Origin of the sequence: Microbacterium mitrae (assembly GCF_008017445.1) — a bacterium.
In the GTDB taxonomy this organism is placed as follows: domain Bacteria; phylum Actinomycetota; class Actinomycetes; order Actinomycetales; family Microbacteriaceae; genus Microbacterium; species Microbacterium mitrae.
In genome coordinates this window covers 206,827-220,217 of record NZ_VRSW01000002.1, presented here as the reverse complement: position 1 = coordinate 220,217, position 13,391 = coordinate 206,827, and the positions used below count along the sequence as shown (strand labels likewise).

Annotated in this window: 11 protein-coding genes; 4 read left to right on the top strand and 7 right to left on the bottom strand. The window is 64.9% G+C overall.

Annotated features, from left to right (window positions below):
• Window positions 1-29: 29 nt before the first annotated feature.
• The 3 genes from FVP60_RS07900 to ispG all read right to left on the bottom strand — a co-directional run bounded on the left by FVP60_RS07900 (window position 30) and on the right by ispG (window position 3,500).
• Window positions 30-1,070, bottom strand: a complete 1,041-nt coding sequence (locus tag FVP60_RS07900) for a hypothetical protein (protein ID WP_147825729.1) — start codon at window positions 1,068-1,070, stop codon at window positions 30-32.
• A gap of 68 nt (window positions 1,071-1,138) precedes the next feature.
• Entirely contained in the window at window positions 1,139-2,176 is a 1,038-nt protein-coding gene (locus FVP60_RS07895) for a hypothetical protein (RefSeq protein WP_147825728.1), read from the bottom strand.
• 172 nt (window positions 2,177-2,348) lie between these two features.
• Window positions 2,349-3,500: a flavodoxin-dependent (E)-4-hydroxy-3-methylbut-2-enyl-diphosphate synthase gene (gene ispG, locus FVP60_RS07890; protein ID WP_187240607.1), complete on the bottom strand. Its 1,152-nt coding sequence runs from the start codon at window positions 3,498-3,500 to the stop codon at window positions 2,349-2,351.
• Window positions 3,501-3,767: 267 nt separating this feature from the next.
• Between ispG and FVP60_RS07885 the strand changes: the two genes are divergently transcribed.
• Complete coding sequence (locus tag FVP60_RS07885) at window positions 3,768-5,630, top strand: chorismate-binding protein (protein WP_147825727.1); 1,863 nt, start codon at window positions 3,768-3,770, stop codon at window positions 5,628-5,630.
• Window positions 5,631-5,692: 62 nt separating this feature from the next.
• Here FVP60_RS07885 and FVP60_RS07880 read toward each other — a convergent pair whose 3' ends face one another.
• Entirely contained in the window at window positions 5,693-7,027 is a 1,335-nt protein-coding gene (locus tag FVP60_RS07880; RefSeq protein ID WP_147825726.1) for a M50 family metallopeptidase, read from the bottom strand.
• A 59-nt stretch (window positions 7,028-7,086) separates the two neighbouring features.
• Between FVP60_RS07880 and FVP60_RS07875 the strand changes: the two genes are divergently transcribed.
• On the top strand, window positions 7,087-8,709 hold the full coding sequence (locus FVP60_RS07875) for a Mur ligase family protein (protein ID WP_147825725.1): 1,623 nt from the start codon (window positions 7,087-7,089) through the stop codon (window positions 8,707-8,709).
• Between the two features lie 65 nt (window positions 8,710-8,774).
• On the opposite strand, the gene dxr is transcribed toward FVP60_RS07875, so the two are convergent.
• Both dxr and FVP60_RS07865 read right to left on the bottom strand, forming a co-directional pair.
• Complete coding sequence (gene dxr, locus FVP60_RS07870) at window positions 8,775-9,860, bottom strand: 1-deoxy-D-xylulose-5-phosphate reductoisomerase (protein WP_147825724.1); 1,086 nt, start codon at window positions 9,858-9,860, stop codon at window positions 8,775-8,777.
• Between the two features lie 27 nt (window positions 9,861-9,887).
• Complete coding sequence (locus FVP60_RS07865; RefSeq protein WP_246132525.1) at window positions 9,888-10,865, bottom strand: FKBP-type peptidyl-prolyl cis-trans isomerase; 978 nt, start codon at window positions 10,863-10,865, stop codon at window positions 9,888-9,890.
• A gap of 250 nt (window positions 10,866-11,115) precedes the next feature.
• Between FVP60_RS07865 and FVP60_RS07860 the strand changes: the two genes are divergently transcribed.
• Complete coding sequence (locus tag FVP60_RS07860) at window positions 11,116-11,823, top strand: lysophospholipid acyltransferase family protein (RefSeq protein WP_147826003.1); 708 nt, start codon at window positions 11,116-11,118, stop codon at window positions 11,821-11,823.
• Window positions 11,824-11,876: 53 nt separating this feature from the next.
• Here FVP60_RS07860 and FVP60_RS07855 read toward each other — a convergent pair whose 3' ends face one another.
• Window positions 11,877-12,341 (bottom strand): OsmC family protein, encoded by a 465-nt coding sequence (locus FVP60_RS07855; RefSeq protein ID WP_147825722.1) that lies wholly within the window; start codon window positions 12,339-12,341, stop codon window positions 11,877-11,879.
• 40 nt (window positions 12,342-12,381) lie between these two features.
• Between FVP60_RS07855 and FVP60_RS07850 the strand changes: the two genes are divergently transcribed.
• Window positions 12,382-13,380 (top strand): asparaginase, encoded by a 999-nt coding sequence (locus tag FVP60_RS07850; protein WP_246132524.1) that lies wholly within the window; start codon window positions 12,382-12,384, stop codon window positions 13,378-13,380.
• Window positions 13,381-13,391 lie beyond the last annotated feature (11 nt).

The following is a 13,391-nucleotide window of genomic DNA, read 5'->3' as shown; positions in this document are numbered from 1 at the left end:
AAATAAGCAAGCGGTCACTTGGTCGCGCGTCATCCGAGAGCCGCCGCCGAGATGAGCGCGTTCATCACCCCGGTCGCCAGCTGTTGCGAATCCATCGGGGCGTCCGGCGCGGCGGTGACTCGCACCGAAATCCTGTCATTTCCGACGACCGCGATCAGCGTCAGCTGCCCTGCAGCGTTCTGCGTTCGCCATGCCGAATCCGCTCCCGCCAGCGTGATTGGTTCCGCATTCGCGCTCGCGAGAGATTCTTCACTCGGTGCTCCGACGCCGCGCTGCAGCATCGTGGCGATGGTGCCCTGTTTCTGCGGATCTTGGTCCGCGGAACGCCAGTGGCAGGGGCGGAGCGATGGAGACGCGAACATCGCCGCCATATAGGGACTGTCGACGTCAAGCAGACTGTATCCCACGGTGAGGTCTGACCACCCGGTTGCTTTCAAGACGAGGCGGCCGATGTCTTCGCAGGTGATTCCCCATGGTTCAAGCTCAGCCCCGGTCGGCACAACACCGGAGGCTGCGGCGGTTTGAACGAAATCGGCCGCAATGCGTTCCAACAGTTCGGCGTCTTCCGGTGCGGTGGTAACCATTGCGACAAGACTGGAGCCTTCTGCGAACGAAATGCAGGTGTTGTGACCGACGCTGGTACACTCCCGAGACAAGGCATCGGCCCACTCGTTGCGGACTTCATCGGTGTACATCGCGGCAGGTAAAAGGACGAGCAAGTGCGATCCACCTCCAGCGGTGGGGTCGCCGTATCCGCACCTCAAGCCACCAACCGCCACGATTGCGTCTAACATCGCGGCGATCTCGCCGCCAGCTGGTGACGCCTCGTATTCTTCGCTCAACCCGCCCAGCTCTTCGATAAGCGCGGGGCTGAGAGCCTGGCTGCAGTCGCCGTTGAAGGGGTAGACGACGGGCGTTGGCTGTTCCGGCGAAGACGATGGTTCCGGCGCGGTCGTCTCACTCGCGGCGCTCGTTTGCGTTGGCTGCGTTGGCTGAGGGGTTCCCGTACAGCCGGTGAGGAGAAGCACCGCTCCAAACACAACGATCACAATGTTCCGCATGCGCGACATAGCGCCCCTGTCCCTTGGCATCCATCTTGGCCGCCGCCCGGTATCTCGGCAAGGGGGTGAGGTTGGCGCTAGTCGGCGTGTTGAGCGAGAAGGTCGGTGGCGATTGTGGTCGCCGTTGCCAGCAATTCTTCGTCGGACCGAGTGATGGAGCCGGCCGACACCGTGACGCGGTTCGAGCCCACAACGGCGACAACGGCCACGGTTGTGGCGCTCGGCATGCCCTGTACCTCCCACGCCTCAGTCGCACCGCTGATCGTGACCGGCGATGACGCCAGTGCAGTCAGACGCGTGGCGGTCGGCGCCCCAACGCCTGGCTGCACCGCGACGACAATACTGGTTCCGTCGGCGGCGTCATTCATCGGGCACCAAAGGTAGGGAGCTGTTTCGCGCAGACCGTCAGCGAGTGGCCCGAATGATGTGGCATCGGTTGGCGCGCCGGGCGTGAGCGCCGCGCTCGCGGCCGACTGCTGGACGATCACGTCAATGTCGTCGCACGTCAAGAGCGTTTGCCAAGCATCGTCCGGTAGTGAGCCGATCACTGCTTCTGTGGGCGCGCTCAGGGCAGCGACGAGCGCTGCTTCGAGGTCATCGGAGTAGGCGTCGATTTCCGCCAGCAGGCCGTTAGATTCAACGAAGAGGGAGCACGGCCCCACCTGCGGATCGCAATCAGCTTCCATGAGATCAGACCACTTTTCCCGCACCTGCGCGCCCACCGCGGCTGAGGGAATAACGAACAGTGATGCGGCGAACGTTCCGTCCGCCTTTTCCCACCCGCACCCGAAGGCGCCGATGCGTTGCATGCTGTCGGAGTAGAACGGCTCCCATCCCAGCTGGGGGCTACTCTCAGCCTCATTCTTGTGCAGCACGATGCCGAGTTGAGCCGCGCGCTCCTCGGAGAGAAGTTGCGTGCAGTCGCCGTCATAGGGCGCAACGGTCTCGACGTCTGGCGTTCCGGTCGCCGGAGCCTCGGTCGGGGCACTCGACGGTGAGGCGGAGGACGCCGACGATTCGGTTGGATTGGGGGTGGGTGTCGGTGTCTGCGCGGTACACCCGACGAGAATCAGGGCGCTGGAAAGCACGACCACAATGTTCCGCATGCGCGACATAGCGCCCCCTGTCCCTTGACACCCATCTTGGCCGCCGCAAGAAGCCAAGCACAGGGAACAGCCGTAACGTTCGCATAACTCCGCGGTGGCGGACGAGCGGAACCTTTCGGCTCCGCGGCGCGCGAGTCACCGTGCGGAGACGACCAGTTGCCGCGCGGCGACGACCTGGCTGTTACGCCGTGACGACCTGCGCGGTTCCGGGGGTTGCTTCTGGGCCCATCTCGTCGGCGATGCGGCGGGCTTCTTCGATGAGCGTCGCGACAATCTCCGACTCGGGAACGGTCTTGATGACTTCACCCTTGACGAAAATCTGGCCCTTGCCGTTGCCGCTTGCCACACCCAGGTCGGCTTCGCGAGCCTCGCCGGGGCCGTTGACAACGCAGCCCATGACGGCGACGCGCAGCGGAACCGTGACGTCTTTGAGACCCTCGGTCACCTGTTCTGCGAGGGTGTATACGTCGACCTGAGCGCGACCGCAGGACGGGCACGACACAATTTCAAGCTTGCGTTCCCGCAGGTTCAGTGACTGCAGAATCTGGTGGCCGACCTTAACCTCTTCGGCGGGCGGTGCCGACAACGAAACGCGAATGGTGTCGCCGATGCCTTCGGAAAGCAAGATACCGAACGCCGTTGCCGACTTGATCGTGCCCTGGAATGCCGGGCCAGCCTCGGTGACGCCGAGGTGAAGGGGCCAGTCGCCGCGCTCGGCGAGCTGACGGTAGGCCTTGACCATGACGATGGGATCGTTGTGCTTGACCGAGATCTTGAAGTCGTGAAAGTCGTGCTCTTCAAACAGCGAGGCCTCCCACACGGCGCTTTCGACGAGCGCTTCCGGTGTTGCCTTGCCGTACTTCTCCAACAGGCGACGATCCAGCGAGCCGGCGTTCACGCCGATGCGCAAGGAGACGCCAGCGGCCTGAGCAGCCTTCGCGATCGCGCCTACCTGGTCATCAAACTTACGAATGTTGCCAGGGTTCACGCGCACCGCGGCGCAACCGGCGTCAATCGCCTGAAAGACATACTTCGGCTGGAAGTGAATGTCGGCGATCACCGGAATCTGGCTCTTGGCCGCGATGATGTGCAACACATCGGCGTCATCTTGGCTCGGCACGGCTACGCGCACGATCTCGCAGCCAGACGCCGTGAGCTCCGCGATTTGCTGCAGCGTCGCATTGATGTTGGTGGTCGGTGTCGTCGTCATCGACTGCACGCTTACCGGGGCGTCGCCGCCCACGAGAACCTTGCCCACACGAATCTGGCGCGTCTTGCGGCGGGGCGCAAGAATCTCACGAGCGGTGGGGATTCCGAGATTAACTGCTGGCACCTCACCAGCCTACGCCGAACCCCATGGATGAGCGCTGAACAACGCAGTGAGATTGCCCCACGTCGCCGGGCCGCCGCAGCATGCAGCGCCGTCATCGACCGTCGCATATGCCCGCCGAGGTCTGAACCTCTGGTAATCTCGCCCCATGATCGCGAACCGTTCTTGGTGGCCCGCCTGCTAGGCGGTGTGTTCGCGATTTTTCGAAGAGACCGTCCCCTGCTGGGCGGTTTTTTCGTATGAGCCGCCGTGAACTGGAGCAAAAATTTCATGTCTGGCCTGATGAACGCCCTGCCCGTCGACGCGCCATTCGTGCTGCTCGCTCGCCAAGGTTCCGCTGATGTCGAACTGTTGACGGGTGACGTTGTCGACGTCGAGTTGCTGGCAGATATTCCGCTCGTCGGGGCAGACGGAACCAGGCGCGAAGTGTTTGCGATGGTTCCGTACCGCCAAGTGCGTGAACGCGGTTTCGAGGCACATGACGATGATGCGCCGCTGCGGTGCCTCCTGATCAATGGGCACGAGTTCTTCGACCGCACCGACGCGCTCCAGAACCTTCCGTCAGACACGATTGCGCTCAGCGATGCCGGGTTCGACATCTCAGACGAGGATTACGCCACCATTGTTCGGCGCGTCATCGCCGATGAGATCGGCCGCGGCGAGGGTGCCAACTTCGTGATCCGCCGTGACTATGTCGCCGGTGTCGAAGCCGACGCTCGCACCGCAGCCCTCACCTGGTTCCGCGCGCTTCTTGAGCATGAGCGGGGCGCGTACTGGACCTTTGCCGTCGTGACCGACGACCATATTGCCGTCGGCGCCAGCCCCGAAGCCCACGTGTCATCGCAGGGCGGCGTCGTCACGATGAACCCGATTTCGGGCACGTTCCGCCACCCCGCGGGTGGGGCGACAAAAGAGACGCTCTCGGAGTTCTTGCGCTCCACCAAGGAGACCGAAGAGCTCTTCATGGTTGTCGATGAAGAGCTCAAGATGATGAGCGCCATCTGCAGCGATGGCGGACGCATCACCGGCCCGCATCTGAAGGAAATGTCGCGGCTGACACACACCGAGTACATGCTTCGCGGCTCGAGCCGACTCGACCCGCGCGATGTGCTGCGTGAAACGATGTTCGCACCGACCGTCACCGGCTCCCCCATGCAGAACGCGTGCGCCGTGATTCGCCGCCACGAAACAACGCCACGTGGGTACTACTCCGGCGTGGCCGCACTGTTCACGCCTAACGCCGAGGGCGGGCACGATCTCGACGCCCCGATCCTGATTCGCACCGCCTACATCAAAGACGGCCGCCTGCGGGTGCCCGTCGGTGCGACCCTCGTGCGTCACTCCTCGCCGGAGGGCGAAGTGAGCGAGACGCACGGCAAGGCCGCCGGAGTGCTCGGCGCAATCGGTGCGATCGCGCGCGAGACGCCCGCGGACCCCGATCAGCCCGCCGAGCGCGCGTCGCTGGCAGCAGACACCGAGATTGCCGAGCTCCTCGAATCGCGCAATGAGCGACTGGCCCCGTTTTGGTTGAACGCGCAATCCGCCGCCGGTGGCGCGTTCGCCGGAACCTCGGTGCTGGTCGTCGACGCCGAGGACCGCTTCACGACGATGCTGGGTCACCAACTGCACCACCTCGGCCTCAACGTGACCATCACGCCGTGGAACGAGGTCACCGACGACGCCGTTCGTGCCGCTGATCTCGTCGTCTCCGGCCCCGGCCCCGGCGACCCGCGCGATGGTTCCAGCTCGCGCATCTCCCGCATGCGCGAGGTTGTGGCGCTGCGCCGAGCCGAGCGCACTCCGCTGGTAGCGGTGTGCTTGAGCCATCAGATTTTGGCCGACCAGCTCGGCATCGAGCTGGCGCCGCTTGCGACGCCGCATCAGGGCGTGCAAAAGAGCGTCGACGTGTTTGGCGAGGCGGCAACGATCGGCTTCTACAACACGTTCACGGCGCGCGTCGGCGCCGGTACCGAGGCGGTGGGCGCTGTCAGCGTCGCAGCCGACAGTGGGACGGGCGACGTCTATGCGCTACGGGGCCCGAAGGTCGCCTCGGTACAGGGCCACGTGGAGTCGATCCTGTCAAAGGACGGCATCCACACCCTTGAGCGCCTCGTGCGCTTCGCGCTCGCCTGAGCCTCAGGGCGCTTCGCGCTCGCCTGAGCCTCGGGGCGAGAACGCCCGCCCAGAGCCGAGGCTCAGAACAGCTGAACCGGATTCACGATATCGGCGATGAGTAGCAACGCGCCCATGCCGACGAGGGCGATCACGACGACAAAGGTGAGCGGAACCAGCTTGGTGGCGTCTACGGGTTTGGGTGCGGGGCGACGGAACAGCTTCGCCCAGCCGCGCTTTATGGCATCCCAGAGTGCCACGACGACGTGACCGCCATCGAGCGGGAGCAGCGGAATCAGGTTGAACACGAACAGCGCAATGTTCAACGAGGCAACGAGACTCAACACGCCCGCCACTCGGGTGGCGATGGGCGCATCGATCGTGGCCACTTCGCCGGCGATGCGGCCGACGCCAACAACACTGATCGGGCCGTTCGGGTCTCGTTCGCCACCGGTCACCAGCGACACCGCAGTGTTGTAGAGCTTGACGGGGAGTTCGACCATGATGCCGGCCACGGCGCCGACGTTGGCCACCGTCTGCTCCACGCCCGCGGAAAGCGGTTGCGGTGTCAGCACCTGTTGCGGCCCAAAACCGACGAATCCGACGTCGACCATCTGCACGGTTCCGTCTTCGTCGGTGACGATATTGCCGTCAGCGTCCACGGCCGGGCGCTGGGCGAGCATCGGGGTGACGTCGATCGTGAGCGGCTGCGCCTCGGCTCCTGCCGGTGCCGGACGCGTGATGCTGAAGGCAAGGGCGGTATCGGGGTTGTCGCGGATAATGCTGGAAATCTCCACGAAGCTCGACACCGGCTCGCCATCGATGGCGGTGATGGTGTCGCCCGGCAGGAGCCCTGCGGCGGCCGCGGGCGATGCCGGATCACTCGGCGTGCATTCCGTCTGCTGTGACGATGCCGGAATCACGCACTCGTTGATCGTCGCGATCGTGGTGCTTGACTGCTGAACGCCGATACCGCTGAGGATGATCGTGAACAGCACACCGGCGAACAGCAGGTTCATCAATGGGCCGCCCAGCATGATGATGACGCGCTTCCAGGTGGGCAGCTTGTAGAACACCCGCTCGTCTTCACCGAGGGTTTCTTCGTTAGCGTCACGCGCGTCTTGCACCATGGTGCGAAAGAACCCGCCGCCAGCCGCACCGGCTTTCGCGCCACCGGATGCCGGCGGATACATGCCAGCCATCGAGATGTAGCCGCCCAGCGGAATGGCCTTGAACCCGTACTCGGTTTCACCAAACTTCTTGGACCACAGGGTGGGGCCGAAACCGATCATGTACTGCCCGACGCGCACCTTGAAGAGCTTCGCCGGTACGAGGTGTCCGATCTCATGCAGGGCGATGGAGACGGCAAGACCAACGACGATCACCAGGATGCCAATAATGAAAGCGAGCACAGTCACACGCCGAGGCTACAGCCCTCACCTTTGTGACAGCCGCAAGGTGGGATGATGGTCAAGCCATGTCTACAGACACTCCTCCCTCTAACCTTCCTCCCGTCCTGCGCCCGGAAAACCCACCGCAGCGGACGTTGGAAGACTTCGCGACCCGTTTCGCGACCCGCACCCTCGGCGACCTCGCCGCGCGCACCTTCTCCGGTTTGACGCTCGCGACCGCTGATCTGCGTCCCGGCGAAATCTTCGTTGCCATCAACGGCGTCAATGCGCACGGCGCAACCTACGCTCACCGCGCCGCCGAAACGGGCGCGGTCGCCGTTGTCACCGACGAGGCCGGAGCGGCTATCGCCGAGGCCAGCGGGCTGCCGATCCTGGTGGTCAGCGATCCGCGGGCACTGCTGGGCGACATGAGCGCCTGGGTTTACGGAACCGGCGCCGACGATGATCTGCCGCTGCTGCTGGGCACGACCGGAACCAACGGCAAGACGAGCGTGTCGCATCTGCTGGAAGGAATTCTGCGTCAGATTGGCGTGGTCGCCGGCCTGTCGTCAACGGCCGAGCGCCACATCGCTGGCCAGACCATCGTGTCACGCCTGACCACGCCCGAGGCCAGCGAAATGCACGCCCTGCTGGCGTTGATGCGTGAGCGCAATGTCGAGGCCGTGGCCGTCGAAGTTTCGGCACAGGCGCTGAGCCGCCACCGCGTCGATGGGCTGCGGTTCGACGTCGCCGGGTTCACCAACCTGAGCCACGACCACCTCGATGACTACGCCGACATGGACGAGTACTTCGAAGCCAAGCTGGCGTTGTTTCACGAAGACCGGGCCGTGCGCGGGGTCGTGAGCCTGGATTCTGCCGCCGGAGCCGAAGTTCTGGCGCGCTCCGAGGTTCCGGTTATCACCGTCGGTACGCCGTTGATCGCCGCAGACCCGGAGGCGGCACGCGCCGCGCACTGGGTGGTCGACATTGTCGCCGAGCACCAGCAGGGCACGACCTTCACGCTGACCGGGCGTGACGGCCGCACTCTCACCACGGTGGTTCCGGTGATCGGACCGCACATGGCCGCCAACGCGGGGCTCGCGATCGTGATGCTGCTGGAGGCTGGCTACGAGTGGGACCGCATCGTCAGCGCGCTGCTGCGCGACGGTCGAATCTCTGCCTATCTGCCGGGGCGCACGGAGCTGGTCTCCGGGCCAACCGGTCCCGCCGTTTACGTGGACTTCGGACACTCCCCCGACGCCTTCGAGAAGACCCTCGCTGCCGTCCGCCGCGTAACTCCTGGCCGCGTACTGATGTTGTTTGGCGCCGACGGTGACCGGGACGCGACGAAGCGTCACGATATGGGTCGCGCCGGCGTGCTTGGTAGCGACATTCTGGTGATCACCGATCACCACCCCCGGTTTGAAGACCCGGCGAGCATTCGTGCCACGCTGATCGAGGGCGCCCGGTTGGCACAGTCTGACGCTGAGATCCACGAATTCTCGCCCCCAGAGTCGGCGATCATTGCGGCGGTTGGCATGGTCGGCGATGGCGATGCGATCCTATGGGCCGGCCCCGGCCACCAGGATTACCGCGACATTCGCGGCGTGCGCACGCCCTATTCGGCGCGGGAACTCGCTCGACGCGCCTTGCGCGATGCTGGCTGGCCCGTCGGCGAGCCGCACTGGCCCGTTCCGTACGCCGACTGACGCACGCTCCTGCTACGGCGGCCCCGTAGCGCGTTGTCCGCGCTCAGGGGGCCGCGGGTTTGCCGCTAGGCGCGCTGGGCGATCATCCGGTCTGCGGTGTTGCGCGCCCACGCCTCGGTCTCGATGAGCGACTCACGCGTCAGCTCGTCGGGCGCATCGTGCGCGTCAACGACGGCCGAAATCGTGTCAACGATGTCAAGGAATCCGATCGCCCCGGCGTGGAACGCCGCAACGGCCTGCTCGTTCGCCGCGTTGTAGACGGCGGGGAAGGTTCCGCCCGCCCGACCAACCTCTTTTGCGAGCGCAACGGCGGGAAAGGTGACGTTGTCGAGCGGCTCGAAGGTCCACTGCGTCGCCTGTGTCCAGTCCAGTGGCGTGCCGACGCCGCTGATGCGGCTCGGCCAGTCTAGGCCGAGCGCGATCGGGAGCCGCATGTCTGGCGGCGACGCCTGGGCCATGGTCGAGCCGTCCGCGTACTCCACCATGGAGTGCACGATCGACTGCGGATGAACGACAACCTCGATCTTGCCGTAGGAGACACCAAACAGCAGGTGCGCCTCGATGACTTCCAGACCCTTGTTGACGAGGGTCGCCGAATTGGTGGTGACAACCTTGCCCATGTCCCACGTGGGGTGCGCGAGCGCCTGCTGCGGTGTGACCGTTGCGAGCTGCTCGCGCGTGAACCCTCGAAAGGGGCCACCGGAGGCGGTGACGACGAGGCGTCGCACGTCGGAGGGCAGGTTGCCTTTTAGTGCCTGCGCAATCGCGGAGTGTTCGCTGTCGACCGGAACAATCTGCCCGGGCTCGGCAATCGCGGTGACGAGCTCGCCGCCGACGATGAGGGACTCCTTGTTGGCCAGCGCCAACGTCTTGCCGGTCTCCAGAGTCGCCAGCGTCGGGCCAAGGCCAACGGAACCGGTGATGCCGTTGACGACCATGTCTGCGTCAACGTCACGCACCAGCTGTTCGGCGTCGATCGCACCGAGCGCGGTATCGTCGACCCCAAACTCATCAGCCTGGGCGCGGAGGCCATCGGCATCGCTTCCCGCCGCCAACCCGACGACGTCGAAACGTCCCGGGTTAGCGCGGATGACCTCGAGGGCCTGCGTGCCGATTGAGCCAGTGGAACCAAGAATGATGACGCGACGCATGTCGCCCACCCTACGCGGCTGGCGTTGCTACTGCGTAGCGGCGGGCGTCGTGGCGAGGATGTCGACCACGAAGATCAGCGTCTCCTTGGCGAGCGCGCTGGTGGGGTCAGCACCGTACCCAAAAGCGGGCGGCACAACGACGAGCACTTGCGAGCCAACGGCGTAGCCTTCCAGAGCCTGCTTGAAGCCATCAACCACGCCGGTCGTGGGGAACGACGACGGTACCGCGCCGCGGCTCCATGAGCTGTCAAACTCCGTTCCGTCTGACCACTTGATTCCCATGTACTGCACGGTCACGGAGTCGCCCGGCTGCACGACGGCGCCATCGCCCTTCTTCAGGGTCGCAAGCTCAACCTCCGTGGGCGCGTCGCCCTCCGGAACCGTCACCGACGGGGTGCCATCTTCGGCGAGCGTGACGACGGGCATGCCATCGACGGCCGGCTGTTCCGTTCCCCACGCCGCGCTCGGCGTGACGCCCGCGATATCGAAAATCCAGATGTAGGCGGGGCGGTCGGCGCTGCCAGGGGTCGTCACCGCGATGCGCGAACCGACCGTTGCGCAGCTGATCGCCTGCGCCATGCCCGTTTCGGCGACGATCGAGGTGAGTGCGCCAGCGTTGGTCCAGCCCATGTCGCCCACCTTTTCGCCGGTCTCGGCATCAAAGATGGTCTGCTTGACGTCGGCCAGCGAGCCGTACTCGAGCTTTTCTCCGTCGCCCTCAACGGTCACCGTACGCTCAATGGCTGCAACTTCGAGCGGCGCCGTGAAGGTCACCGTCGGTTCCTTCGTGGTGTCGGTGTCAACCGTCACGGCCTCAATCGCCGGACCACTCTCGTAGGCTGCGCCGCACAGATCGGTGGTGGGGTCAACGGCGGTCGAGTCGCCACCGGGAGTCGATGTTGCCGACGGCGATGACGACGGCGATGCTGCGGGCGTCGAGCACCCGGCCAGGGCAAGCGCCGAGATCAGCAGAGCGGGGGCGATAAGGGAGAGTCGAGCGCGCACAGGGTTCCTTTGCAAGACAGACGGAACCACCATTGTGTCGCACCCCGTTATGCCTCACCTGGGAGAACGGCGTGCCGCCTCGCAGCAGGAGGCGCTGCATGCCAACACGGGCATGGGGTCTCATGCCATTTCACGGCGTGAGCGTCACATGCCATTCCCGGTATAAAAGGCGTAGTAAACTCGCTCAGTGACTTCTGACGAGCAGGAACCCGAATCGACTCCCACGCCGTCGAAGAGCCGTCCGACCTTCATGTACTGGTTTGGTCGCGCGATCCTCACACCGCTCGCACGGTTCATCTACCGCCCGCGCATTGAAGGCAAAGACAATGTGCCGCGCACCGGTCCCGTGATCTTCGCGAGCAACCACCTGTCATTCATTGACTCCATCGCCATCCCCGTCGCCGCGCCGCGCCCCGCGCACTTTCTCGCAAAGTCGACCTATTTTGAGGGCACCGGCATCAAGGGCTGGGCACAGCGGTCATTCTTCACCTCGATCGGCGCCATCGGCGTTCGCCGGGGTGCCGGTCAGGCAGCACTTGATGCTCTGGATCAGCAGCGCCAGTTGCTCGAAGAGGGTCGCGCGGTCGCGCTCTACCCCGAGGGCACGCGTTCGCTGGACGGGCGCCTCTACAAGGGCCGAACGGGCGCCGCATTTCTTGCGCTGCAGACGGGCGCCCTCGTGGTTCCGGTCGGCCTGATCGGAACCGACAAGGCGATGCCGAAGGGTGCGAAAATGCCTTCGCTCAAGGAGCGCATCGTCGTGAAATTTGGCGAGCCGCTTGACCTGTCATCGCACGGTCCGGCCACGAGCGGCAAGGCTCGCCGCACGGCGACCGACGAAATCATGGCGGCAATTCACGAGCTGTCTGGCCAGGAGCTGGCGAATCAGTTCAACGAGGTTCCGGCCGTTACACCCATCGAACGCATCAAGCAGGTTCTCCCCCACGAGCGGCGCTGAGCCTTCGCGAGCGGCGCTGAGCCTTCGCGAGCGCCGCGGTTATCACATCAGGCTCAGCCGACCGTGACGGTCGCCTCGTGGCGCACCGGAAAGTTGACGCTCGAGGCGATGAAGCACCATTCGTTGGCATCGTGATGGGCAGCGATTGCGTCGTCGATCATCGCCGCATCGGCAACCGTCACTCGCGGGTGCAGCACCACTTCGCTAAAGCGACCGCCGTTGCCCTCTTGCACCATGGTTCCGGTTGCTTCGTCGCGGTAACTGGTGACGATGACTCCTCGCGTCACGCAGGCGTGCAGATAGCTCAGCAGGTGACACTCGGCGAGCGCAGACATCAGCAGGTCTTCTGGATTCCACTTCGTCGGATCACCGCGAAATGGCCGATCGGCCGAGGCCAATAGCCGCGGCTTGCCCGACACCTCGAGCGTGACGCTGCGGGCATAGTCGCGGTAGCCGCTCGTGCCTGTACCGGTGTTTCCGCTCCAGGTGGCGGTGACGGTGTAGTGGTGCTCAGCCATGCGCCTAGTCTGGCATGGCGCGCGCGTTAGGCTTGATGTTGTGTCTGAAACCTTTGCCGTAACTGAAGCCGTTGAACTTGCCGTCGTCGAACGCAGCGGCTTTGTCGAATCACGCCACGCTGGCGCGGCGGTCGTGCTCTCACCCGACGGAGACGTTGTCGCCGCCTACGGCAACATTGAGGCTCCGGTTTTGCCTCGTTCCAGCATGAAGCCGCTGCAATCGCTGGCGTGCGCCACGGCGGGCCTGGAGCTCACGGGCGAAGCGCTTGCGCTGTCGACGGCGTCGCATTCGGGAACCGATCGCCACGTTGCCGTGGTGCGTGCGATGTTGCAGTCCGTTGGCCTGACTGAAGACGACCTGGCCTGCCCGGTTGCCTACCCCAGCGACACCGACACATATGCACATATGCTCCGCGACGCGCTACCGCAGGCACGCGTTCGCATGAACTGCTCCGGCAAGCACGCGGCGATGCTGATGGCGTGCGTGGCGAACGAGTGGCCAACGCAGGGGTATCTGGATACTCAGCACCCCCTACAGGTGCACACGCGTGAGCTGATCGAACGCCTCACCGGCGAGAAGATGACCATTACCGCGATCGATGGGTGTGGAGCACCGGTTTACGCAATGAGCCTGCATGGCCTCGCACGCGCCCTGCACCGCATCGGAACCGCGAGCGAGCGCTCCCCGTTTGCAATGTATCGGGCCGCTGGCGCCCTGGTGCGCGCCGTGCGGGAGAACCCGTGGGCCATCGCGGGACCGGGCCGCGACGACACGATTGCCATTGAAACTCTCAACGTGTTTTCCAAGGTTGGCGCCGAGGGCGTGCAAGTGATGGTTGCGCCGAACGGAACCACGGTCGCACTCAAGATGCTCGACGGCAACCCGCGCGCCAATGCGATCGTGGCGGCTACCCTCCTCGCACCCGCCGGCGCCTTTACCGACGCACAGCTCGCGGAGCTGCAGGCCAACCTGCATCTTGACGTGCTGGGCGCGGGGCACCCGGTTGGTCGTATTCGCGTCACCGCGGCGCTCGCCTGACACTCGCCGCT

Excerpts from the sequence above, each read along its gene's own strand:
- FVP60_RS07900 (WP_147825729.1), bottom strand. The coding sequence starts at position 1,070 with ATGTCGCGCATGCGGAACATTGTGATCGTTGTGTTTGGAGCGGTGCTT.
- FVP60_RS07875 (WP_147825725.1), top strand. The coding sequence starts at position 7,087 with ATGTCTACAGACACTCCTCCCTCTAACCTTCCTCCCGTCCTGCGCCCG.
- dxr (WP_147825724.1), bottom strand. The coding sequence starts at position 9,860 with ATGCGTCGCGTCATCATTCTTGGTTCCACTGGCTCAATCGGCACGCAG.
- FVP60_RS07895 (WP_147825728.1), bottom strand. The coding sequence starts at position 2,176 with ATGTCGCGCATGCGGAACATTGTGGTCGTGCTTTCCAGCGCCCTGATT.
- FVP60_RS07855 (WP_147825722.1), bottom strand. The coding sequence starts at position 12,341 with ATGGCTGAGCACCACTACACCGTCACCGCCACCTGGAGCGGAAACACC.
- FVP60_RS07885 (WP_147825727.1), top strand. The coding sequence starts at position 3,768 with ATGTCTGGCCTGATGAACGCCCTGCCCGTCGACGCGCCATTCGTGCTG.
- FVP60_RS07860 (WP_147826003.1), top strand. The coding sequence starts at position 11,116 with ATGTACTGGTTTGGTCGCGCGATCCTCACACCGCTCGCACGGTTCATC.